We start from the raw sequence: 23,344 nt of genomic DNA on the forward strand, positions 1-23,344 counted from the left end.
AGGGTGCGCGGTTTGGTAAACGTGCTAAAACCGGCGGTAAACGGTAGGTAAAGGTGGTTACCTTATGAAGATACCACTACAAGGAAAGTGCAGGTCGGATGCGATGTTTTTGCTAAATCGCTTTACCATTTATCAGCATTATTTCCAAGTATTCTCTTTGGTTAGCTAAAAGAGCCCCGTCCCAAATTAGCTACCCAAACAACCTTGTCCCAAGTGAGCTACTTTTGTTGAGCGCGGCGGACGGCACGGCGGGCTCTTGCCTCTTGAATCTCTTCAAGGTGAGCAATGATCTCGGCAGCGCTTTCCTCGATGGCTTTGCCGTCGGTACGCACAACAAAGCAGCCTAAGCGCTTCATGAGAGCACGAGCTTCCTCAAGCTCGCCGCGCACGCTCTCGGGCTCGGCATAGGAGCCGGCAACGGCACGGGCGTAGTCATCGCCCAAGCGGCTATCGCGAATTTCGGAAATCACATCGACGGTCGAAATCAGGCCGAACAGGTGCATCGGGTCAACCTCGTAAATCGACTTGGGCGGCTCCATGCCATGCGCCAGTGGGACATTGGCGACCTTGTAGCCCTGATAGGCTAAATACATCGACAGCGGCGTCTTGGATGTACGCGACACACCCAGCAGCACGATATCGGCACCCGACAGATCGTCGCAACCACGACCGTCATCGTGCTCAACGAAATACTCCATGGCCTCGATACGATGGAAATAGCGGTCATCGGTCTTGTGAATCACGCCCGCAACGCACTTGGGCGGCACACCGATGAGCGACGACAGCACGGCAAGCGTCGGGCCGATCAGGTCGACCGAACGGATATGCAGCATACCCAGGTAATCGAGCACGCGGGCGCGAAGCGCCGGATCGACAATGGTATGGAACACGGCGACATCGCGATGGTCGGCATCGACGCGCGGCCCCACAAATGACTTGACCTGCTCCACGGAGGTCACCTTGGGCAGGCGCAAAACGCGAAAAGCCCCTTCATCAAATTGCCCGGACGCCGCAAGCACCACCTCACAAGCGGTATCGCCGAGCGAGTCGGAGATAACGATAACGGTGGGACGAGCGGTGACCGGGCAATCCATGCGGGGCTCCTTTTGCGCTTATGCGCAGGCTGGCTTACTTTTTGCGGGCAAGCTCACCGATGTTGGCAATGCCGGAGAAAACGGCCTCGAAGCGGTTGAGCAGCTTAAGGCGATTATCGCGAAGCTGCTCGTCCTTGTCCATGACCATGACCTCATCGAAGAAACGGTCGATGGGCGCGCGCAGGGCGGCGAGGGCGGCAAATGCGGCCGGGTAGTCCTCGGCAGCAAGGGCGGCGTCGACGGCAGTCTGAGCGGCCTCGGAGGCGTCGGCGAGAGCAAGCTCGGCATCGCCCATCAGGCTACGGTCGTACTCCGCACCCAGCTCGGGCTTGGAGATATGCGCGGCGCGGGCATAGGCGGTGGCCAGGTTATCGAAGGTCTCGGCGTCGTTCTTGCGGGCCTCGTCGAGGGCGGCGCAGCGGGCGAAGAAGACGGACGGGGCAATGATGTGCACCGCGGAGACGGCGGCAACGGTATCGGCCGGGATCTTCTCGTCGCGGGCCATGCTCACCAGGCGGCCATGGAAGAAGTCGCGAACCTGCTGGGCGACCTCGGCGGCGTCGAACTCAATGCCCTGCTCACTGTAGAGCTCAAGGGCGAAGTCGATCAGCGACGTGGGATCGATCGGCAGACGGTCGCGCAGGATGTTGATGATGCCGATAGCGGCACGACGCAGCGCGTAGGGGTCGGAGGAGCCGGTCGGGGGCTCGCCGATGGCAAAGATACCGGCGATGGTATCGAGCTTGTCGGCGCAGGCCACGATGCAGCCAGCGGTGCCCTCGGGCAGCTCGTCACCGGCAAAGCGGGGACGATAGTGATCGCGAATGGCATGAGCGACCTCGTCGTTCTCCCCCATCGCGCAGGCGTAGTAACCGCCCATCACGCCCTGCTGGCTCGTGAACTCGATGACGGCGTTGGACACCAGGTCGGCCTTGCACAGGTGCGCGGCGCGAGCGGCATCGGCAGCCAGATGGGCGCCCAGATGGGCCTCGCGGGCAATAGCGAGCGCGAGCTGCTCAATACGCTCGGACTTGGCGAGCACGCTACCGAGCTTCTCCTGGAAGGCGACCTTGGCCAGGCGCTCACGGAACTCGTCGAGGGAGATCTTCAGGTCCTCCTCGTAGAAGAACTTAGCGTCGTCCAGACGGGCGCGCACGACGCGCTCGTTGCCGTCGATCACGCGCTCGGCGTTCTCGGGCTTGCTGTTGGAGACGACCACGAACTCACGCGTCAGCTTGCCCTCGCCGTCATAGATCGGGAAGTAGCGCTGGTTGGTGAGCATGGACTCGCAGATGATCTCGTGCGGGACCTTGAGGAACTCCTCGTCGAAGGTACCGACGAGCACCGTCGGCCACTCGCAGAGGTTGATGACCTCTTCGAAGACCTTCTTGGGCGTATCGACATGGCAGCCGGGACGGGCAGCCTCGACCTCGGCGATACCGGCGAGGATGGCCTCACGACGACGCTCGGCAGAAAGCACGCCGGCATCCTCGAGCACCTGCTCGTAGACGGCGGGGCTGGCAACCACATGGTCACCAGGGCCAAGTACGCGATGACCGCGCGTGGTGTTGCCGCTCGTCACGTCGGCAAACGACACGGGCACAACATCCTCGCCCAGAAGGCAGCAAATCCAGCGGACCGGACGCACGAACGTCGCGTGCTCGTGACCCCAGCGCTGGGAGCGGTAGTTGGGCCACTGCAGGCCGGTGATGGTCTTCTCGCACAGAGCGGTCAGAATCGGCGTAGCCGGTGCGGAGGGAATGTTCTTCTCAGCAAAGACGTACTCACGGCCGTCGGTGTCCTCGCGACGGACCAGATCCTCGGCAGCCACACCGCACTTGCGAGCGAAGCCCTGGGCGGCCTTGGTGGCGTTACCGTCAGCGTCGAAGGCAATGTTGGCCGCGGGGCCACGCTTGACCTCGTGAACCTCATCGGTCGCGGTGGCGACGTCGGCAACGAGCACAGCCAGGCGACGCGGGCTCGAGATCACACGGACCTCGCCGTGGGCCAGGCCGGCATCGTCCAAACCCTTGACGATCATGGTGCCGAGCTGCTTGACGGCATTGTTCAGCGGCGCGGAGGGCATCTCCTCCGTACCGATCTCAAACAGGAAATCCTTAGCGTCTGCCATGGCTTACGCCACCTCGCCTTCCTGATCGGCATTCTCGTTGACTCCGGCGACCTCGGCCATATAGGCCTCGCAGCACGCCTTGGCGACGGCGCGGACGCGCAGGATGTAGTTGGCACGCTCGACTGCGGACAGGGCGCCACGAGCATCGAGCAGGTTGAAGGCATGGCTGCACTTCATGACGCAGTCGTACGCCGGCAGCGGCAGTTTGCGCTCCAGGCAGGAGTGGCACTCGGCCTCGTAGTCGTCAAACTTCTGACGCATCATCTCGACGTTGGCGACCTCAAAGTTATAGGCACTGAACTCGCGCTCGTTCTCGAGGAACACGTCACCATAGGTCATGGGCGTGCCGTCGGGCAGATAGCTCCACACCAGGTCGTAGACGGAGTTGACACCCTGGGCGTACATGGCGATACGCTCCAGGCCATAGGTGATCTCGACGGGCACGGGATCGACCTCGATGCCGCCCACCTGCTGGAAGTACGTAAACTGCGTGACCTCCATGCCGTTGAGCCAGACCTCCCAGCCAAGGCCCCAGGCGCCCAGGGTCGGGCTCTCCCAGTCGTCCTCGACAAAACGGACGTCATGGTCGTTGGGGTCCAGACCGATAGCGGCAAGAGACCCCAGGTAGAGCTCCTGGGCGTTGACCGGCGAGGGCTTGATGAGCACCTGGAACTGATAGTAGTGCTGCATGCGGTTGGGGTTCTCGCCGTAGCGGCCGTCGGCGGGACGGCGGCAGGGCTGCGCATAGCAGGTGCGCCACTCGGCGGGACCGAGCGAGCGCAGCGTGGTCGCGGTATGGAAGGTACCGGCACCGACCTCGGAGTCATAGGGCTGCATAATGACGCAGCCCTGCTCGCCCCAGTACTGCTGGAGGCGCAGGATGATGTCTTGGAAGGAAAGCGATGAAGCGTTCATGCCTCTAATATCCCCTCGTCGAAACGATTACACGGTTAGGTACTGTACTATAGCGGTTTTTAGTCGATAGCGCCGATACGGTTGAGCGGCCAGTAGCGCACAAGCGCCACGGCGATCAAGTCGGAGCGGTCGACCGGGCCAAAATAGCGGGAGTCAGCAGAGTTCTCGCGGTTGTCGCCCATCACCCACACGCACCCGTCGGGAACGGTGTAGGGATAGCTCACCTGAGCGCCAGGGGCCTGGACCGAAAGCGGCCAGCTCATGCCGGTCGTATAGTCCTCATCGAGCGCCTGGCCGTCGACGACGACCTTGCCGTCCTGCAGGTCGACCGTCTGGCCGGCCGTAGCAATAACTCGCTTGACGAGAACATCGTGCTCGGAGGTGCCATCGGGGTTGTGGAATACCACAATATCGCCCTGTTTAACGGGCTGACCGAGCTCGAGGCTCACCTTTTGCGCCAGGATCTGATCGCCAATCTCGATCGTGGACTCCATGGAGCCGGTAGGCACCACAAAGGGTTCAACCACAAATGAGCGAACCAAAAAGGTGGCGACCAGTGCAATCGCGACGACCACGATCCACTCAAAGGCACCCTTTAGCACGGAATGCTGCGATGGAACCATTCTCACTCCTCGCTCTGTGAATACGACGCGTCCAGAATCTCTTGCGCGAATGCGCGCTCCTCGGGCGTAAGGCGCGCCGTCTCGATCAGGTCGGGACGCCAGCGGCAGGTTCGCTCGATGGCATTCTTGCGGCGCCAGGCATCAACCTTGGCATGATCGCCGCTCACGAGCACCGGAGGCACACCCTCGCCATTGAACTCGGCGGGACGGGTGTACTGCGCGTACTCGAGCAGGCCACCGTCCTCGGCGGTCGAGAATGACTCATCGACGTTGCTCATCTCGTCACCAAGGGCGCCGGGAATCAAACGCACGACGGCGTCGGCAACGACCATAGCGGGAAGCTCGCCGCCCGTGAGCACGTAATCGCCGATCGACAGGCGCTCATCGGCATACGCATACGCGCGCTCGTCGACGCCCTCGTAGCGACTGCACACAAACAGCAGGCGCTCACTTTTGAGCAGGCGCTCGGCCACATGCTGCGTAAAAGGATCGCCACAGGGGGTAAAGAACACCACAGTGGGCTTGGGACCCTCTGCGCTAATGGCCTCGATGGCCTCTGCGATAGGCTCGACCTTCATGAGCATGCCCTGCCCGCCGCCGTACGGCTCGTCATCGACGGTACGATGGCGGTCGTGCGTCCAGTCGCGCAGGTTATACGCCTTAAAATCAAAAAGGCCGGCCTTGCGGGCGCGGCCCAAAATCGATGTGGACATGACGGGCTCAAACATCTCGGGAAAGACCGAAAGGGTCTCAATCAGCATGTTGTCCTCCCTACTTGTCCATATCGATCAGGCCGTCCATAACGTGGACGGAAATTGTTCCTGTGTCGGGAAGATCGAGCACAACCTGCTCGATCACGGGAATCAGCACCTCGCCGTACCGATCGCCCTCGACAACCCAAACATCGTTGGCGGGCGTCGACATGATCTCGACGATCGTGCCGAGCGAACCGAACCGCTCGTCGACCACCTCGCGACCCATCAGGTCGGTATAGGCAGCGTCGAGCGAATCGAGCTCAAAATCGTCACGATTTGCCAGCACATAGCATCCCGTGATGCCCTCGGCGGCCGTCAAGTCGTCAATGCCCTCAAACGAGACCAGATCGCCATCGCCCGTATCGGTGACGGACACGACCGTGCAAAAGCGGTCGCGCTTGAGCGCCGGCGGCGTCAGGGCGACGCGCATACCAGGCTCTAATACAGAAGGAAGCCCCCGCAGCGGCTGCGCGAGGACCTCCCCCTTCCTTCCGTGCGGCTTGACCACACGGGCGATGTTTTTGTACTGGGACCTCAAGGTCCTAGCCCAGAACCTCTACCTCGACAGCAGTGTCGAGGCGAGCGGCCAGCGCACGGGCGAGCGTGCGGATGGCCTTGATGGTACGGCCACGACGGCCGATGACCTTAGCGACGTCATCCTCGGCAACCGAAACCTCAATCGTAGAAGCGTCGTCGCCATCGATGACCTCGAGGCTCACGGAATCCGGGTCGTCGACGATCTGAACAACGAGATATTCGACGAGATCGGCGATGCGATCTGAGAGCATTGCCTCACCCTCGAGCTGTGCAGCGTCAACCTCAGGCACGATTTACTCCTCGGCGCCCTCAGCGGCCTCAGCGGCAGCCTTAGCGGCCTCGGCCTCTTTGGCGAGCTGCTTCTTGGACTTCTTGACGACGGTCTCGGTCTTCTCGCCCTCGTTGGCGGCCTTGACCAGAGCGGCGACGGCGTCGGTAAGCTGAGCGCCCTTGGACTGCCAGTCGGCGATCTTCTCGAGGTCGAGGTTGATGGTCTTGGGGGCGGTCATCGGGTTGTAGCGGCCAACCTCCTCGATGATACGACCGTCACGCGGGGCGCGGGAATCGGCGACGACGACACGGTAGTACGGACGCTTCTTAGCGCCGTGACGAGCAAGGCGAATCTTGACTGCCAAAGGAAACTCCTCCAACCAAGCAGCTTTAGGCTGCAACTACAAACAAACAGTTGAACATAATACGCCATCGACGCGGGCAGGTGAAGTCCGTGAGACCAACTTCTTCGGTGTAGTCGAGGGCAAATCCATATCTTAGACAAGAATTCGGGATTTGCAAGCACATACACGCACCTCACATGAGCTGCGCGGTATACTCATGACATGGAAAGACGCGAACATACATACGGTTATGAGGATGCCATGGGCGTCACGCCGCCTCCCTGGACGGGTCCGGCGGTGGGCCTCATGGACCTCGATGCGTTTTTTGCGAGCGTGGAAATGCTCGACCATCCCGAATGGCGCGGAAAACCGCTCATCGTGGGCGGAGACGCCGATTCGCGTGGCGTCGTGTCCACGTGTTCATATGAGGCACGTCGCTTTGGCGTGCACTCCGCCATGCCCTCGGCCGAGGCACGGCGTCTGTGTCCTCAGGCCATTTGGACACACGGGCACTTCGACCGCTACCGCGAGGTGAGCGCGCAGGTCATGGCGATTCTCGCCGACGAGACCCCGCGCGTCGAGCGCGTATCCATCGACGAAGCCTTTATCGATATCACACCGGGTCGCTTTGCGCCCGAAGACCCGCTGCTGGTTGCGCGGCGTATAAGCGACCGCGTGGCAGGGCTGGGAGTGACCTGCTCCATTGGCGTGGGCTGCAACAAGACGGTCGCAAAGATCGCAAGCGAGCGGGATAAGCCGTTTGGGCTGACCATCGTGCGCCCCGGAACCGAGCAGCGCTTTTTGGCCGCGCTGCCGGCATCTGCCATGAGCGGCATCGGACGCTCGGCCGAGGAGCGACTGCGCCGCATGCGCATCTACACCCTCGGCGAGCTTTCGCGCGCGCCTGAGTCCACACTGGCCTCTATTTTTGGCGTCAACGGCGAACGCATGCGCCAGCGTGCGCTGGGACTCGAAATCTCTGAAGTCACGAGTCTCGACGAAGAGCGCGAGGTCAAGTCGGTCAGCAATGAACGCACCTTTGCGAAAGATTTGACTGAGCGTAGGGATATTGAGGCGGCGATTGCGCTGTTGGGAGAGTCAGTGGGACGCCGTCTGCGCCGTCAGGGGCTGACGGGTGCCACGGTAACGCTCAAGCTTAAGTATTCGTATGGAAGCGGTCGCTCGGCACAGCGCCGACTGCTTCATCCGACCGACGATGAGAACATCTTCGTGGCGGTTGCGCTCGAACTGCTCGACAACATCTGGCAGGAAGGCATGCATGTTCGCTTAGCGGGCATCGGCATGAGCGACTTCGACCACCAAGGCGGCATCCAGACCGACCTGTTCTGCGAGATCGATGATCGCGGAGCCCAATCCAGCGACCGCCGCGACCTCTCCGTCGCCATCGACGCCGTCCGAGACAAATTCGGCGACACCGCCCTATCCTTCGGCCGCCAATCCCGCTTCAACGATTAACCGCCTTTGGGCAAAAAGAAAGCCGGGCAGGTGCGGAAAACCGCACCCGCCCGGCGATATGCGTGAGGGTAGCTAAACCCCGTCTCAAATGAGCTACTAGAGGAGGTTGAGGGGGAGCTGGGGAGCGTCTCCCCAGAGTTTCTCGAGGCGGTAGAAGTCGCGGGCTTCGGGAGTGAAGACGTGGACGACAACCGAACCGTAGTCCATGAGCATCCAGGTCTTCTGCTCGCGACCCTCGATGGAGAACGGGTGCTCGCCGCAAGCCTCGGCGACCTTCTCCTCGATCTCGTCGACGATAGAATCGACCTGGCGGTTGTTGGTACCGGTGGCAAGCACAAAGTAGTCGCATACGTCGGAAAGCTCGGTCAGGTCGAGCACCTGAACGTCCTCACCCTTCTTGTCGTAGGCGGCCTGTGCGGCGGCGCGGGCGACATCCTCGGCGGCGACACCGCTCGCGGACAGCGAGGCGGCAGTGCGGTCGGACGTGGCGGCGAAGCTCTTGTGCTCCACATGTTCAAGAATCTGCTCGTCGGTCATGGTCTCGTCGGCCATGGAATACCTCTTTCTAGACAGCCCGAGCTAGCGCAGCTGGGCGTAATGGTTGTAAATCGAAATAGCCGTGGGATAAAGATAGCGCCCGGACTGGATCACATAGACCAAACCCTGCGCAAAACAGGAGAAGAACAACTCGTCGAGCGACGACTCCCCCACCATCTTGCGCAGCGCATGCGCATAGTCGCCGTGGCGGTTGGGCTCGATGGCATCGGCCACAAAGACCACCATATCGAGCGGCGTCATGTCGCAAGCGCCCACGGTATGACGGTCGACAGCCTGGAAAACGGCCGGCGACAACTCGGGGAAAAGCTGCGGAAGCTCATAGGCGGCAACAGGACCATGCAAAAGCGGCGTCGCGGCGGAAGGAGAGCCGGCAATCTTAATGCCGTAATGCAGAGCGCGCGTAACCAGCTCGTCGTCGGAGAGCACTTTGTCCCAGTCGTGGATCAGACCGGCAGCAGCGGCATCAAAGCGGTCAACGCCGTAGACCTCGGCCAGATGAAGTGCGGTCTCGGCAACACCCAGCGAATGCACATAGCGCTTGCGCTTATCCTTCATGCGAACATCGAGCAGCTCTTGAATGCGCTTGAGCAGTGCGCGCTCATCGCCCTCGAACTGATCCCCTACCGACAACGTAGACCCCCATCACTCAAAATCTTCTTGGCCCAAATCGGCATATAGCCTGCGTTTGCGAATGTAGCCGAGCACGGACTCGCTCGTAAGATAGCGCACGCTCATGCCGCGGGCAACTCGCTTACGAATGTTCGTCGAGCTGATCGCCAGCGCCGGAATCTGAATATAGCGCACGTCGAACGGCAGCCCCGACTCTTTGATTCGGGCACGCGCTGTATCGATATCAAAGCCCGGTCGTGTCGCCGCAATAAAGGTAGCAAGCTCAGCGATTCGTTCGGCATCATGCCAGGTCACGATATCGATAATCGCATCGGCGCCCGTAATAAAGTAGAGCTTTACCTGCGGCGGGTAAAAGTCGCGAAGGGCATGAAGCGTATCAGCCGTATAGGTTACGCCCGGGCGGTCGATCTCGAACCGGCTCGCCAAAAAGGCCGGGTTCGCGGCGGTGGCGAGGACCGTCATGGCATAACGGTCCTCGGCAGGCGTCACCGGCTTGTCAAGCTTAAAGGCAGGCGTGCCCGCCGGCATAAAGAGCACGGCATCCAAGTCGAGGGACTCACGCGCCTGCTCAGCGGTCACCAGGTGCCCGTAATGGATGGGATCAAAGGTGCCACCCATAATGCCGAGCCTAAACTCCTGCCCGTCCTCTAGAGGAAGCTCGGGCAGACCGATTCCACCGCGCAGCGACATGGCTTACTCGCCCTCCGAGGTCTCGGCATCGTCCTCGGCATCCGCCGCATCGACAACCTCGACGCCCTCATCCGCAGCATCGGCCACGTCAATGACCTCGACGGCAACGTCCTCGCCAGCATCCTCGAGCTCTTCGTACTCCGAGAAGTCCTCGGCGCCCTCAAAGTCAAAAGCGCGCTGGCAAATGCGGACCTCGTCGCCCGCACGGCAACCGGCCTTCTCGAGCGCGTCGTCAACACCCATACGCGCAAACTTATGCTGCAGGTAAATGACGGCTTCTTCGTTTTCCCAGTCGGTCTGGATGACCATGCGCTCGATGGCACGACCGACCACGCGGAAGGCACCGGGCTCTTCCTGGACAATGCGGAAACGCTTCTCGCGCTGCAGGCGGCGACGCTCCCACTCCTCGTCGCGCAGATCGACCGGCTCATCAGAGACCGCCAGCTCGGCGCGAAGCTTAGCCACCTGCTCGCCCACGGCAAGCATCAGCGTGTTGAGGCCGGCGCCCGTAACAGCAGACACGGCAAAGAACATATGGCCATCGTCGAGCGCCGCACGCTTAAGGTCGGCAATCTTGTCGGCCGTGCCCGGCGCATCACACTTGTTGGCAACGACGATCTGCGGACGCTCCGAAAGCTCGGCGCCATACTGCTCGAGCTCGCGGTTGATGATGCGATAGTCCTCGACCGGATCGCGATCCTCAAAACCACCCGTCATATCGACGACGTGCATGATGAGTGCCGTACGCTCAATGTGGCGCAGGAACTGGTGACCCAGGCCCTTGCCCTCGCTCGCGCCCTCGATGAGACCGGGGACGTCGGCAACGACGTAAGAATATTCGCCGGCACGCACCATGCCGAGGTTCGGCACGAGCGTGGTAAACGGGTAGTCAGCAATCTTGGGGCGGGCGGCACTCATGCGCGCAATGAGCGATGACTTACCCACCGAGGGAAAGCCCACAAGCGCGGCATCGGCCATAAGCTTCATCTCGAGCTCGATCCAGTGTTCCTCGGCAGGCTCGCCGAGCTGGGCAAAGGCCGGAGCGCGACGCACCGACGTCACAAAGTGTGTGTTGCCCAGACCGCCGGCACCGCCGGGCGCCACGACGACGCGCTCGCCGTCGTGCACCAGGTCGGCAATCTCGAACATCGGGGTCTGCGTCTCGGGATCGAGCTCGCGCACCACGGTACCCATAGGGACCTTGAGAATCAGGTCCTCGCCGCTCTTACCGTTACGACGGGCACCCTGCCCGTGCGTGCCGCGCTCGGCGCGGAAGTGATGCTTAAAGCGGTAATCGATCAGCGAAGACAGCTGAGCATCGGCCTGGATGACGACATTGCCGCCACGACCGCCGTCGCCGCCATCGGGGCCGCCCTTGGGGACAAATGCCTCGCGCCTAAACGACATGCATCCGGCTCCGCCGTCGCCGCCGCACACGTTAATGCGGCTGATATCGGTGAACTGTGACAACAGAATCGCCTCCTACAAAAAAGAAGGAGACCCTTGAATCCTAAAACTCAAGTGCCTCCCACATATGTGCTCTATGAAGGGTGAATTACGCGTTCGCGAGCGGGCGTACGCTGACCCTGTGCTTGATACCCTTGTGGAACTCAACGGTACCGTCGACCAGCGCGAACAGCGTGTCGTCCTTACCACGGCCAACGTTCTCACCCGGGTGGATGTGCGTGCCGTGCTGACGGACGAGAATCGTGCCCGTGGTTACCGTCTGGCCGGCATAGCGCTTCGTGCCAAGGCGCTGACCGCGGGAGTCACGGCCATTACGGGAGGAACCGAGTCCTTTTTTGTGTGCCATTGTGTATACCTACTCTTTCGTTACGAGTGTAATCTACTCGGCGACGGGAGCCTCGGCAACAGCCTCGGCCTCTGCCTTGACAGCCTTCTTGGCGCGGGACGTAGCCTGGACCTTCACGATCTTCAGCTTGGTGAGCTGCTGACGGTGACCCTTCAGACGACGATAGCGCTTACGCTTGTGGAACTTGAAGACCAGCTGCTTCTCGCCCTTGAACTGCTCAACGATCTGAGCGGTAACCTTGGCCTTGGCCAGCTTGTCGGGATCGGTGACGATCTTCTTACCATCGTTGAGGAAGATAACCGGCAGGGTGACCTTGTCGCCCTCATTGCCCTCGATCTTCTCGACGGTGATGACATCGTCGGTGGCGACCTTGTACTGCTTGCCGCCCGTGTTAACGATTGCGTACATGTTTACTTGCCCTTCATGCATCAGTTAGTGCAACAGCCGAATATAGTAGCAGGCGAAAATACCCCCGTCAACGAGTATGTGGAGCAAATCCACAAGTTCGCACAGGTATGGGGCTGACGAGTCGGCCCTCGTCGTCCTCGCATGCTTGATTCTGACGCTCGACATCGTAGGAGCAGATGGTCACGAGGTCTTGCATACCGGTGGAAACAATAGGTGCATCCACGCCCGGGGTCAAGCCCTGCAACAAAACATCAGCAGCAGAAAGCAAAATTTCCGGACGCATAGAGCCCTCGTTGTCGGCATGGGTGTCGAGCATGAGAACCAAATGGTCCGGGCGCTCCCCCGCCGTGAGCTCATAGCCAACGAGCGTGTGATCCAAATCCAAGCGCTTGCTCTTTTTGCCGCGCGCGTAGTCGATGCCATGATCCGCGCGCAGCGTGTCGATCGCACGACGCACCTCGTCGGCGCTTACGGGCGCCTCGGGATCCAGGTGTAAGTCGATGCGATACGACAGGCGCGTGAGCTGCGCCGTCAATGCCGGCGTGCGCACGTCGATGTACGCCGCCTCGATGGGCGCCAGATCGGCCGGAGACGCCGCAGCCAGGCGCTCAAACGCCTCGTCGAGCGCCACGAACTCGGTCATAAACAGGTCATACCACTCGCAGGTCGACGACGTACCAACCGGTAGCGCCGAAGAGAAGCCCACGCGCATGTGCGGAGAGAAGCCCTGCGTGACGGCATAGGGAAGTCCCGCACGGCGCACGATGCGCTCAATGGTATGGATCACTTCGAGATGGCCCAGGTACTTAAGGCGATCGCGCTTGCCATAGCGAACACGAAGTCTAAAGAGCGTGGGGTTGTCGGTCAGGCGCTCACTCATGCGCGATCACCCATCAATACATTCTTGGCGTGGAGCGTGGGGCAGATCCCGCAGCCGGTGCACGACGTACGGGTGCAGTCGGGAGTCGTGACGCCCTCGAGCGAGCGACGGTACTCGCGCTCGAGGAAACCGCGCGTGCAGCCGGGGCTCACATGCTCCCACGGCAGGCGCCAGTCCAACTCGTAGGGCAGGTGCACGAGCTCATTGAGGTCGATGCCGTTTTTGGCAGCAGCCTCCTTCCAGTTATCGAGCGAGAAATGCTCTACCCAGGCGTCAAAGCGAGAGCCCGAGCGCCAAGCATCGATGATGACGGGCGTCATGTCGCGACCGGCGCGGGACAGCGCGGCCTCGATGAGCGAAGTCTCGGCATCGTGGTAATGCACGCGGACGGCACGGTTGCGAACGCTCGTGATAAGCAGCTTCTGGCGACGCTTGACGTCGTCGTAGTCGAGCTGCGGGCACCACTGGAACGGCGTGGCGGCCTTGGGGATAAAGACCGAAACCGAGATGGACACCGAGATCGAGCCGCGACGAGCCTTGGGCACCACGGAACGACCGAGCTCCAGCACGTGATCGGCCAGATTGGCGATGGCCACGATGTCCTCGTCGCGCTCGCCGGGAAGGCCCATCATAAAGTAGAGCTTCATGCGGTTCCAGCCGGCCTCGAAGGCCGCCTTGGCCGCACGGTCCAGGTCCTCCTCGGTCACGTTCTTGTTAATGATGTCGCGCATGCGCTGGCTGCCGGCCTCGGGCGCGAACGTCAGTCCGCCCTTCTTTTCGCCGGCGACCGACTCGGCCATATCCACGCCAAACGAATCCAGGCGCTGCGACGGAATAGACACGCGAATACCCGTATCCTCCAGGCGACGGTTGAGCCTGCCGAGCACGTCGCGAATGCAGGAATGGTCGGTCGTGGAGAGCGAGGTCAGCGACACCTCGTCATAGCCGGTCTTTTCCAGACCGTGAATCACCGACGAGACGATCTGGTCGGCCGAACGCTCGCGCACCGGGCGATACGTCATGCCGGCCTGGCAAAAACGACAGCCGCGAGCGCAGCCGCGCAGAATCTCGATAGACAGGCGGTCGTGAACCAGCTGCGCATAGGGCACGCACGACTGCGACAGCGGATTCGTGGCGCCGAAATCCTCGACGACGCGCTTGTAGACCACGGCCGGAGCATCCTTGCCCTCGCGCGGCACGGTGTAGCCATGCGGCGAGCAGGGCTCGTCGTGACGAATCTCATAGAGCGACGGCACGTAGTTGCCGGCAATGGATGCAAGCTGCTCAACAATCTGCGCGCGCGGGACTCCTTCGTCGCGCAGGCGCCGATGCAGCTGGCAGGTCTCGAGCAGCGATTCCTCGCCCTCGCCGATGAGGATGGCATCGAAGAAGGCCGCGTACGGCTCGGGGTTGTACACCGAGGGGCCACCGGCGATGATGATGGGGTCGTCTTCACCTCGGTCGGCCGCTAACAGCGGAATGCCAGCGAGATCGAGTGCCTCGAGGAAGTTCGTCACCGCCATCTCGTGCGGCACATGCAGACCGACGATATCAAACGAAGCAACGGGGGCAGCACCTTCGAGCGACAGCAGCGGAATGCCCGCCTCGCGCATGGCGTCACCCATATCGGGCCACGGCACATAGCCACGCTCGCAGGAGATGCCCTCGGCCTGGTTAAGGATGTTGTAGAGGATGGCGATGCCCTGGTTGGGCAAACCAACCTCGTACACATCCGGGTAGATCAGGCAGCAACGGTAGTCGGCATCGGCCTTGGAAAGCGTGCCCCACTCGTGATCGATATAGCGGCTCGGCTTTTCGACCTTGGCGAGCAGCGGCTCAATTAAATGAAAGCAGTCTTGATACGGAACGCGCAACAGAAAACCCCTAAGCAGCGAGATCGGATGCGTCTTGGTAGGACGCCATAGGACGGGTAGCGCCCGCGACCGTGGTCACCAGATCGCGAACGCGGGAGAACGTGGCAGTGACCACCTCGTTGGCACGGCTGTAGTCGACATCGCGCTCGTAGAGCGAAACAAGCGCACGGCCCATGCCATAGGTGCCCGCGGCAGCAGTGAGCGCCTTAACGGCAAACCCAATATGCGGCGTCTGCTTGACGAGCGCGCGGGTGACCGCGCGGATCACAAGACCGCCGGCAAGCACGCCCGCGACCTCGTAGCCGCGCTCAGGCTTAATGCCGCGTCCAAAGACGGCAGCGAGCTCAAAGAGCATGCCCACCTGCGCCAGCGCCATAACGGGATAATCGGCGCCCGGCAAAAACACCAGCGCACCGGTCGCCATATTGGTGAGCGCGCACGAGGTGATGATACGATTAGCTGCCGCGATGCGCATAAAGGCAAAGTTCGCCGCAAAAGCCGTTTCCTTGTCGGTGCGATCGAGAATCCAGCGGGCAAGCGTCTCGAGCAGATACGTCTTATCGGTTGCCGCCACCACGCCGAGCATGGGCGTGGACTCCTCGATAAACGGCACCTCCACAGCAGACTCGGCAAGCACGCACACGGGCGCGCCGGCGATCACGAGCTCCTGCACGGCACTCTCCAGGCGGTCGGAACCACACGAGAGCACCAGTACCACATCGGTATCGGTCTTTGGAGCAATTCGCTCCTCCCCCAGACGCTCGACGCGCACAATGCCCGAGGTCGTCTGCGGCACAAAGGCGTCACGCACCGTCTCAGCAAGAAAGCGCGAGGCGGACGAATCCAGATAGACCGAGACGCGCACCGGCGTATCGGAATCCTTCTTAACGGACGCGCCCATCTTAAAAGCGCGGGTCAGCTTATCTACGGGAATTTTCATAGCAAACCCCTCCAGCGGTTACGCGGCGCCCAAACGATGCCGCCATATGGATTGTACGATACCCACCGTCAGCAGCTGAATCATCATCGAAGACGAACCGAAGCTAATAAACGGTAGCGGAATACCGGTAATCGGCATCATGCCGATGCACATGCCGATGTTTTCGAAGGTCTGGAACGCCCACATGCCAACGATGCCCACACACGATAGGCGCAAGAACAGCGACTCACACTTAAAGGCGACGCGAATCGTCGAAAAGATCAGCAGCACGTAGAGGCATAGGAGCAAAAAGGAACCGCAAAAGCCAAAGGTCTCGGACAGGAAGGCGAAGACGAAGTCGGTGTGGAACTCAGGCAGAAAGCCGCCGGCCGACTGCGTCGCATGGCCCAAACCCTTACCAAAGAAGCCGCCCGAGCCAACGGCGATAAGCGACTGCTGCAGGTTGTAGGCATCGTCCGAATCGGCATTATCGGGGTCGATAAAGACCGTCAGGCGGTTCATCTGATACTGCTTGATGAGCACATCGTGGCCGAGCAACGAATCAAAGACCGAATCGAGCGCCAGGACGAGGGCCACCAGGCCCACGAGCAGGGCCAGGGTCGACAGCACCCATTCGCGGCGTGCACCGCTCATGCAGATGACGATGGCGCCCGAGACCAGCACGACCAGGCCCGAGCCCAGGTCGCCCATGGCGACGACGGCCAAAAACGGAATGGACAGCATGCCGCAGAGCTTGACGTAGTCGCGAACGGTATCGATGCGGCCGTTATACTGCGAGCCAAGCGTGGCGATAAAGAAGATGGTGATGAGCTTGGCAAGCTCAACCGGCTGGAATGTCAAGCCGATACCGGGAATCTTGATCCAGCCCGTCATGCCCAGACCGCCCGTATAGGACAGGCCCGGAATCTTGGGCGAGAAGATCACAATAAGGTCAATGACGAGCAGCGCCGTCGAGAAGTTAGAGATGCCGCGCAGATCGGTACGCCAGACGAGCACCGCAAGCACCGCGCCAATGCCAATGCCCAGCAGGTGGCGCGAGAATGAGGCGTCGGCCTTAAACTGTGACGCCGACCAAATAATGATGGCGCCATAGGCAACGAGCGCGACGGTAGCCAGCAGCACACCGATATGCACCTTTTGGCGAAACGTACCGCGCGAGGCCGAAAGTTGCTTGTTGACGCGGTCCAGGCTGCTGCGAGAGCCGGTCTTGGTTGAACGGAACAGATCCGCCGGAGAAAAATCCATCGCAACCTCCTATCGAACCGAAGAATCGCCCGAGGCCGAAGAGGTATCGGGCTCGTCATAAATCGCGCCGAGCACGTCGCGCACGACATGCATCGCGGTATCTGAGCCACCGCCGCCCTGCTCCAGGACAGTAGCGATGACATACTTGGGATCATCGGCCGGCGCATAGGCGCAGAACCACGCGTATTCGTCCTCGCCGCTTTTCTCGCCCGTGCCCGACTTGCCGTATACCTGCGGCGTCAGGGTGCCAAAGTGAGCCGCCAGGGACGTCGATGCCGTGTAAATCACGTCGTGCATGCCGTTGCGAACAAGAGCCAAATCCGAATCGCTGTTGATCTTGGCCTCCAAGCGCTTCTTCTTGCCTTTGCCGTTGTACTTATAGGCATCGCCGTCGCCATCGCGCGACACGGCAGACAAAAACACGTGAGGCACGTACTGCTTACCGCCGTTGGCAAGGCCCATGTAGGCGCATGCCATCTGCAGAGGCGTCACCAAAATGTCGCCCTGGCCGATGGCAATGTTGGTCATATCGCCGGCATTCCACTTGCGGTCCTCGGCAGAGGCGTCGGTAAAGTACGACTCTTTCCACTCGGCATCGGGAATACGGCCCGCGCCCTCACTCGGCAAATCGATACCGCAGGTCTTGCCTAGGCCCCAGCGACGAAAGACCTCCTGCAGGCCCTCGGAATGTTGCTCGTCATAAAAGAACGCCTTGCCCATATCGTAGAAGACGGGGTCGCACGAGTTGGCAATACCCGACTGCAGCGTCATGGTGCCGTGTCCAGACGTCAGCCAGCAGCGCTTGCCCCAAGCCTTGCCCAAGCCCATCCAATAGCCCGTGCAGTTGGTTGTCTGCGTTGAAGTGTAGGTTCCAAACTCAAGACCGGCCAGTGCCGAGAGCGGCTTGATGGTCGAGGCCGACATGTACTGTCCGCTAATGGCGCGGTTGAGCAGCGGGTGCGAACCCTTGTCATCATTGAGCTCGGTCCACACGTCATTTGAGACGCCGCCGATAAAGACGGACGGATCGAACTTGGGCTCGCTCGCCATGCCCAGGATCTCGCCGTTGTTGGGATCGAGACACACCACAGCGCCGTTGCCGGCATTGCTGTAGCCAGTGGTCTTGGCAAGCTCGATGGCGCTCGCCAGCGCCGTCTCACAGGCCTGTTGGATCTTGAGGTCGAGCGTGAGCTTAATGTCGGAGCCGGCCTTGGCGGGCACGGCGCCGGCCTGACCGGTCACATTGCCCGAGGCATCGACCTTGACGGTCTGCTCGCCACGAATACCCTGCAGCAGGTTTTCGTAGTAGCTCTCAACACCCGCCTGGCCCACGATATCGCCCGACTGGTACGTAATCCGGCCAGCAGAAGCATCATCGTCGCCAGAGGTTTTCTTATTCTGGGCCTCAAGCTGCTCGGAGGTAATGGTGCCGGTATAGCCCAAAATGTGACAGGCCGTCTCGCCGTACGGGTACTGGCGCTCGGTACGCTCGGCAATCTTGACGCCCGGGAACTCGCCGGCGTGCTCCTTGATATAGGCAACCGTGGAGCGACGGACGTCCGTCGCGATGGTATGCAGGCTCTGGGCGCCCTCGGAATTGTCCTGAATATTGCGCAGAACCGCCACGTAGGGCATACCGAGCACGTTGGCAAGATGGCGAACCAGAACCTCATCCTCGGCAAGGTCGCGGTAGGCCACGACAGCAAGTGAGGGACGGTTCTGGACAAGTGCCACGCCATTACGGTCGAGGATGCGGCCGCGCACAGCGGGTGTGGTAACGGTGCGCGTCTGATTACTATTAGCCTGCTTTTCATAATAGTCCGACGAGACCATCTGCATGCCCCACAGCTTGACGGCAAGCGCCGCGAACATCGCGCCCACACCCGTGGTGAGGATGGAGAAGCGGCCCTTAAAGGCGGTCGCCGCGGTATTGCCCTCGCCCTCGGTGGCGCGCGGGGCCGTTCCATGCTGCGTATCGTAGGTAAAACGGGAATCGCCGCGACGCATGATGACCAGCGCGACCACGATGGCCACAACCAGCACGATACCGGCGATAATAACCGTCATCTGGGAAGACATCTACGGGCCTCCCCTATTTGAGCTTACGGGTCTTGGGCTTAAAGCGCATGCCCGTCTGGCGTCCGCCACGTGCGGAGAATCCATAACCGGACTGCGGCACGACGCCGGACATCAAAAACGGAATGGCAACCAGACCCGTCAGGATCGAAGACGGCAGCGCATGGCCGAAGATCGCCACGACAAAGCTCGTCTCCATACCCATAAACAGCAAGATGATGCTGTAGATCACATTAATGACGAGCGCAAAAGCGCCCACAGTGATGCCGCGCGCACTCGGGGTACCGCTCGTTTGACCGGCAGCGCTGTGCACCAGGGCAAAAGAACCCACGGTCAGCAGGAGCGACATAACTCCCACCGGCACGGCAGCGGACAGGTCATAAAACAAGCCGCTGCAAAAACCGCACACGACGGCACGGGTCGGGTCGCCCGAGAACACGCTTAGGCACACCAGGATAATCATGAAGTTGACGCGACCGCCCGCAATGGAGATCTGCGGTGCCAGGCCTGCCTGCAGCAGCACGCACACGATGGCGGCGATTACAAACGTGCGGGAGCTCATCCCCTGCTCGTGTAGATCCATGGACATGCCCCCTATTCGCTCGAGCCGGAATCGGTCGTCTCGGACGTGTCGGAACCGTCATCCGAGCTCTCGTCCTTCGTCTTGGTCGCAGCATCGCGCGACGTTCCCTGCGGCGTGCTATTAGCGGTGCTCACGTCCTCATCCGAGGCCGACTGTTCGTCGGTCAGCGAGGTGATGACCAGCACTTCCTCGTTGTTCTCGGCCGTCGTCTGGGCGCGTACCACAATGGTGTAGTACACGTCGTTTGCCGATTTCTCAACCGACGAGACGGTGCCGAGCGGAAGGCCCTTGGGGAACACACCGCCAATGCCCGAGGTCACGATGATGTCGCCAACCTTAACGTCGGAGTCGACGCTCACGTACTCAAGACGCAGCGTGCCGTCAGCCTGACCCTGCAGCATGCCCTGGGCGCGCGTGTCCTGCACCATAGCGGACACGCCCGAGTTCTCATCGCCGATCAGACGCACGGTGGACGTCTTGGCCGAGACTTCGATGATCTGTCCGATAACACCAGCCGAACTCGTCACAGGCATGTTGATGGTAAGCCCGTCGGCAGAACCTTTATCGATGGTAACGGTCGAGGTCCAGGCATCGCCCGAAGCGCCGACGATACGAGCTGCAGTGGACTTGAGGTTGTAGGTCGACTGCAGACCGACCAGACCCTCCAGTCGCTCGGCGGTCTTTTGAGCCTCGGAGAGCTCGGCAACCTTGGAGGTCAGCTCCTCATTTTGCTTCTTAAGCTCGTCAAGCGTGTCCTGTGACGCCGTAAGGTTAGAGAACACGTTACCGATCGCATTGAAGGGAGCCGCCACAGTCGAGCCCAGAAAACGCACCGGCGAGGTAATCGTCGTCACGCCCGAACGAACGGCATGAATCGGCCCCGTCTCGCCCTCACGAATATAAAACGTGAGCAGCAACACCGAAATCAGGCTGAAAACAATCAACGGGCGCATACCCGTTGATTGTCGCTTGGTATTCAGATTTGTGGAGAAACCCGAAGATCGTGCCAAATGGAATCCACCTTTTGGAAATTAAGCATTGGTCTGGACGAAGCCGCCATCAAACGCATTGGCCTCGAGCACGCGGGCACAGCCGTTAACAACGTTATCGAGCGCCGTGGGGCTGACGTTGACCGAAACGCCGGTCTCATCGCGCAGGCGCACATCGAGACCGCGCAGCAGCGCGCCGCCACCGGTCAGCAAAATGCCATAGTACATAAGGTCCGAGGCAAGATCGGGAGGCGTAGCGTCGAGTGCGTCCTTGACGGCCTTGGCCATCTCGTCGAGCGGCTTGTTGAGTGCGCGACGAATCTCCTCGCTCTCGATGCGCACGGTCTTGGGCAGACCGGTGATCACGTCGCGGCCGTTGACCTCGACGTCGAGCTCATCCTTGAGCGGCACGGCGGAGCCGACCTTGATCTTGATGTCCTCTGCCGTACGCTCGCCGATGGCCAGGTTGTAGGCATCGCGAACGTGCGTGAGGATGGCCTGATCGAACTCGTCGCCGGCAATACGGATAGACTGCGAGACGACGATGCCGCCCATAGCGATAACGGCAACCTCGGTGGTACCGCCACCGATGTCGATGACCATGGAGCCGGTGGGTTCCTCGACGGGCAGGTCGGCGCCGATGGCAGCCGCCATGGGCTCTTCGATCAGATAGGCCTGGCGGGCACCGGCCTGGATCGTGGCCTCAAAGACAGCGCGCTTCTCAACCGACGTGACACCGGAGGGAACGCAGACGACAACACGCGGACGCGGAGTCCACGGATAGCGCTTCTCGGACGCCTTGTCGATAAAGTAGCGAAGCATGGCCTCGGTAACATCAAAGTCGGCGATGACGCCGTCCTTCAGGGGACGAACGGCCACGATGTTGCCGGGCGTACGGCCGAGCATGCGCTTTGCCTCGATACCGACCGCCAAGATGCGCTCGTCGTTCTTGTCGATGGCGACAACAGAGGGCTCGCGAATGACGATGCCCTTGCCGCGCACGGAGACAAGCGTATTGGCGGTGCCGAGGTCGATGGCAAGATCGCCCGCATAGCTACCGAAGAACATATCCATCAAAGAAAACAACGCAACTCCTGATGTGTTGGATGATTGCTGGAAAACTACTAGCTCATCATACTAGCGCAAGCCCGGCGCCTCACTTGCGGTGAAGCGCCGGGCAAAGCTAAATCCCATAAGGTCACTACTGGTTGTCAGCAGCCGAGAAATCCATATCGAGCGAAGAAACGGCCCAGCCGATATGGTTGTCGGAGCGCACGAATTTGACGGTGTACTCCTGCTCGCCGCCCTTGGACAGCGATGCCTTCACCTTGGCGGTCGTCTCGGTCATGGACTGATCCATGCCCTCGACGGACACGGTGGCACCCTGCGGAATCGAGGAGATGATCATCGACTTAGCGTCCTCGGACAGGCTCGAGGCCAGGCAAGACTCGGCCTTTGCGGCGTCACCGTCGCCGGCAGCCTGGAACAGATCGGTAACGACAGACTCCTGAGACGGGAAGCCAAAGCCGCGCGTGTAGGCAAAGCCCAGACCGCCCGCGGCGATCAAAATGAGCAGAAGCAGCACGATGAAGACTTTAAGACCCGTGTGGCGATGGCGACGACGGACCTTGGCCTGCTTACGATCCTGACGGTCCTGCTGGACCATCTCGGACTCGGACAGCGTAAAGAAGCCGGTGTCCGAGGGATCGGGCATAAACTGACCGGTCGCGCCCGTAGGATCGAGCGGATCGACGGCAGGAGCGTCCATCGCGGGCGCCGGAGCCGTGGCCATAGCCGTCTGGGCAGACAGCGCGGCAAGCGAATCGTGCACGCGGGCAAGCTCATCGGCCTGCTCGGAGGTGAGCTGGTAGATGCCATCGGCAGTAGCGGCGTTAAAGGCGTCGAGTGCGTCGGAGGGACGGCCGGCGGCAGAAAGCGCCTGACCCATGCCGGCGTTGAGCGCACGCGTGTCGTCGCGGGGGCCGGCAAAGTCGATAGCCGTGCGGTAGGTCTCCACGGCATCCGCCGGACGGCCGAGCTTAATGAAGCAACGACCGAGCTCGCCGAGTGCGGCGGCAGGAGCCGGATTGGCGCCGTCGATGGCAGCCTGACGGAAGGCGGTTCCCGCGTTGGCATAGTCGCCCGACTGGAACAGCGCATTGCCCAGGCCCAGATAGGCCTTGAACGGCGTGGCATAGGAAGCATCCTGCGTAGCGGCAGAGAAAGCCTGAGCGGCCGTCGTGTAGTCGCCCACGGCGGCGAGCGCCTTGCCGCGGTTGGTGAGCAGCGCGCCGCGCTTGCCGTAGGTACCGTCGTTGAGGGCGGCGGCATAGGCCTCGGCGGCCTCGGCATACATGCCAAGGTGCATCAAGGCGTTGCCACGAAGGTGATCGGCCTCGCCCATAATCTCATCGGGAGTCTTTGCCGCCCCAAGCATCTGGGCTGCAGCAGAAAAATCACCCGCGCGGTAAGCGGCGCGGCCCTGTTGGATCAGCTGGCTATTCAAGGAAGTC

24 protein-coding genes are annotated in these 23,344 nt (G+C 61.2%); 1 reads left to right on the forward strand and 23 read right to left on the reverse strand.

The genetic code is table 11. The annotated features are described in order from the left end of the window. Positions 1-218 precede the first annotated feature (218 nt). Genes AAAT03_RS04800 through rpsP form a run of 8 tightly spaced genes read right to left on the reverse strand, consistent with a single transcriptional unit; the run spans position 219 to position 6,690 of the window. The gene (locus AAAT03_RS04800) at positions 219-1,094 is read right to left on the reverse strand and encodes a pyruvate, water dikinase regulatory protein (protein WP_349102707.1); all 876 of its coding nucleotides are present in this window, start codon (positions 1,092-1,094) and stop codon (positions 219-221) included. 34 nt (positions 1,095-1,128) lie between these two features. Beyond that, positions 1,129-3,225, reverse strand: coding sequence for a glycine--tRNA ligase subunit beta (gene glyS / locus AAAT03_RS04805; protein WP_117773537.1), 2,097 nt, complete (start codon positions 3,223-3,225; stop codon positions 1,129-1,131). A 3-nt stretch (positions 3,226-3,228) separates the two neighbouring features. Continuing rightward, on the reverse strand, positions 3,229-4,140 hold the full coding sequence (locus AAAT03_RS04810) for a glycine--tRNA ligase subunit alpha (protein ID WP_006236091.1): 912 nt from the start codon (positions 4,138-4,140) through the stop codon (positions 3,229-3,231). A 59-nt stretch (positions 4,141-4,199) separates the two neighbouring features. Beyond that, the gene (gene lepB / locus AAAT03_RS04815; protein ID WP_271729016.1) at positions 4,200-4,763 is read right to left on the reverse strand and encodes a signal peptidase I; all 564 of its coding nucleotides are present in this window, start codon (positions 4,761-4,763) and stop codon (positions 4,200-4,202) included. A 2-nt stretch (positions 4,764-4,765) separates the two neighbouring features. Continuing rightward, positions 4,766-5,524: a tRNA (guanosine(37)-N1)-methyltransferase TrmD gene (gene trmD / locus AAAT03_RS04820; RefSeq protein ID WP_349102708.1), complete on the reverse strand. Its 759-nt coding sequence runs from the start codon at positions 5,522-5,524 to the stop codon at positions 4,766-4,768. 10 nt (positions 5,525-5,534) lie between these two features. Beyond that, on the reverse strand, positions 5,535-6,026 hold the full coding sequence (gene rimM, locus AAAT03_RS04825; RefSeq protein ID WP_226812527.1) for a ribosome maturation factor RimM: 492 nt from the start codon (positions 6,024-6,026) through the stop codon (positions 5,535-5,537). A 34-nt stretch (positions 6,027-6,060) separates the two neighbouring features. Then, the gene (locus tag AAAT03_RS04830) at positions 6,061-6,306 is read right to left on the reverse strand and encodes a KH domain-containing protein (protein WP_171021534.1); all 246 of its coding nucleotides are present in this window, start codon (positions 6,304-6,306) and stop codon (positions 6,061-6,063) included. A 42-nt stretch (positions 6,307-6,348) separates the two neighbouring features. Next, a complete protein-coding gene (rpsP, locus tag AAAT03_RS04835; RefSeq protein WP_022094749.1) occupies positions 6,349-6,690 on the reverse strand; it encodes a 30S ribosomal protein S16 in 342 nt (113 codons plus the stop codon). A 240-nt stretch (positions 6,691-6,930) separates the two neighbouring features. Here rpsP and dinB point away from each other — a divergent pair, with 240 nt between their 5' ends. After that, the gene (dinB, locus tag AAAT03_RS04840; protein ID WP_273376111.1) at positions 6,931-8,145 is read left to right on the forward strand and encodes a DNA polymerase IV; all 1,215 of its coding nucleotides are present in this window, start codon (positions 6,931-6,933) and stop codon (positions 8,143-8,145) included. Between the two features lie 96 nt (positions 8,146-8,241). Here the strand turns inward: dinB and rsfS are convergent, their stop codons facing one another. From rsfS to AAAT03_RS04915, 15 genes are all read right to left on the reverse strand, one after another. After that, positions 8,242-8,697, reverse strand: coding sequence for a ribosome silencing factor (rsfS, locus tag AAAT03_RS04845; RefSeq protein ID WP_117745948.1), 456 nt, complete (start codon positions 8,695-8,697; stop codon positions 8,242-8,244). Between the two features lie 27 nt (positions 8,698-8,724). Then, positions 8,725-9,258 carry a bis(5'-nucleosyl)-tetraphosphatase (symmetrical) YqeK gene (gene yqeK / locus AAAT03_RS04850; protein WP_192934390.1) on the reverse strand — a complete coding sequence of 178 codons (534 nt, stop codon included), beginning with the start codon at positions 9,256-9,258 and terminating at the stop codon, positions 8,725-8,727. Positions 9,259-9,345: 87 nt separating this feature from the next. Then, complete coding sequence (gene nadD, locus AAAT03_RS04855; protein WP_089573445.1) at positions 9,346-10,023, reverse strand: nicotinate-nucleotide adenylyltransferase; 678 nt, start codon at positions 10,021-10,023, stop codon at positions 9,346-9,348. Positions 10,024-10,026: 3 nt separating this feature from the next. After that, positions 10,027-11,493 (reverse strand): GTPase ObgE, encoded by a 1,467-nt coding sequence (obgE, locus tag AAAT03_RS04860; RefSeq protein WP_349102709.1) that lies wholly within the window; start codon positions 11,491-11,493, stop codon positions 10,027-10,029. An 85-nt stretch (positions 11,494-11,578) separates the two neighbouring features. Beyond that, positions 11,579-11,836, reverse strand: coding sequence for a 50S ribosomal protein L27 (rpmA, locus tag AAAT03_RS04865; protein ID WP_006236075.1), 258 nt, complete (start codon positions 11,834-11,836; stop codon positions 11,579-11,581). A gap of 33 nt (positions 11,837-11,869) precedes the next feature. Beyond that, positions 11,870-12,244, reverse strand: a complete 375-nt coding sequence (rplU, locus tag AAAT03_RS04870; RefSeq protein ID WP_035138585.1) for a 50S ribosomal protein L21 — start codon at positions 12,242-12,244, stop codon at positions 11,870-11,872. 67 nt (positions 12,245-12,311) lie between these two features. After that, a complete protein-coding gene (locus AAAT03_RS04875) occupies positions 12,312-13,124 on the reverse strand; it encodes a TIGR03936 family radical SAM-associated protein (protein WP_117745946.1) in 813 nt (270 codons plus the stop codon). After that, positions 13,121-14,998 carry a TIGR03960 family B12-binding radical SAM protein gene (locus AAAT03_RS04880; protein WP_349102710.1) on the reverse strand — a complete coding sequence of 626 codons (1,878 nt, stop codon included), beginning with the start codon at positions 14,996-14,998 and terminating at the stop codon, positions 13,121-13,123. The genes AAAT03_RS04875 and AAAT03_RS04880 overlap by 4 nt, the downstream gene beginning before the upstream one ends. A gap of 10 nt (positions 14,999-15,008) precedes the next feature. Next, the gene (locus tag AAAT03_RS04885; RefSeq protein ID WP_006236071.1) at positions 15,009-15,938 is read right to left on the reverse strand and encodes a hypothetical protein; all 930 of its coding nucleotides are present in this window, start codon (positions 15,936-15,938) and stop codon (positions 15,009-15,011) included. 18 nt (positions 15,939-15,956) lie between these two features. Then, positions 15,957-17,183 carry an FtsW/RodA/SpoVE family cell cycle protein gene (locus AAAT03_RS04890; protein WP_349102711.1) on the reverse strand — a complete coding sequence of 409 codons (1,227 nt, stop codon included), beginning with the start codon at positions 17,181-17,183 and terminating at the stop codon, positions 15,957-15,959. A 9-nt stretch (positions 17,184-17,192) separates the two neighbouring features. Continuing rightward, positions 17,193-19,262, reverse strand: coding sequence for a penicillin-binding protein 2 (gene mrdA / locus AAAT03_RS04895; protein WP_349102712.1), 2,070 nt, complete (start codon positions 19,260-19,262; stop codon positions 17,193-17,195). A 13-nt stretch (positions 19,263-19,275) separates the two neighbouring features. Then, positions 19,276-19,842, reverse strand: coding sequence for a hypothetical protein (locus AAAT03_RS04900; RefSeq protein ID WP_117840309.1), 567 nt, complete (start codon positions 19,840-19,842; stop codon positions 19,276-19,278). Between the two features lie 11 nt (positions 19,843-19,853). Continuing rightward, positions 19,854-20,795, reverse strand: a complete 942-nt coding sequence (gene mreC, locus AAAT03_RS04905) for a rod shape-determining protein MreC (protein ID WP_117773548.1) — start codon at positions 20,793-20,795, stop codon at positions 19,854-19,856. A 78-nt stretch (positions 20,796-20,873) separates the two neighbouring features. After that, positions 20,874-21,905, reverse strand: a complete 1,032-nt coding sequence (locus AAAT03_RS04910; protein ID WP_006236061.1) for a rod shape-determining protein — start codon at positions 21,903-21,905, stop codon at positions 20,874-20,876. Between the two features lie 127 nt (positions 21,906-22,032). After that, a complete protein-coding gene (locus AAAT03_RS04915) occupies positions 22,033-23,337 on the reverse strand; it encodes a tetratricopeptide repeat protein (RefSeq protein ID WP_231500813.1) in 1,305 nt (434 codons plus the stop codon). Positions 23,338-23,344 lie beyond the last annotated feature (7 nt).

It is taken from the genome of Collinsella sp. CLA-AA-H167, assembly GCF_040095305.1.
Taxonomy (GTDB): domain Bacteria; phylum Actinomycetota; class Coriobacteriia; order Coriobacteriales; family Coriobacteriaceae; genus Collinsella.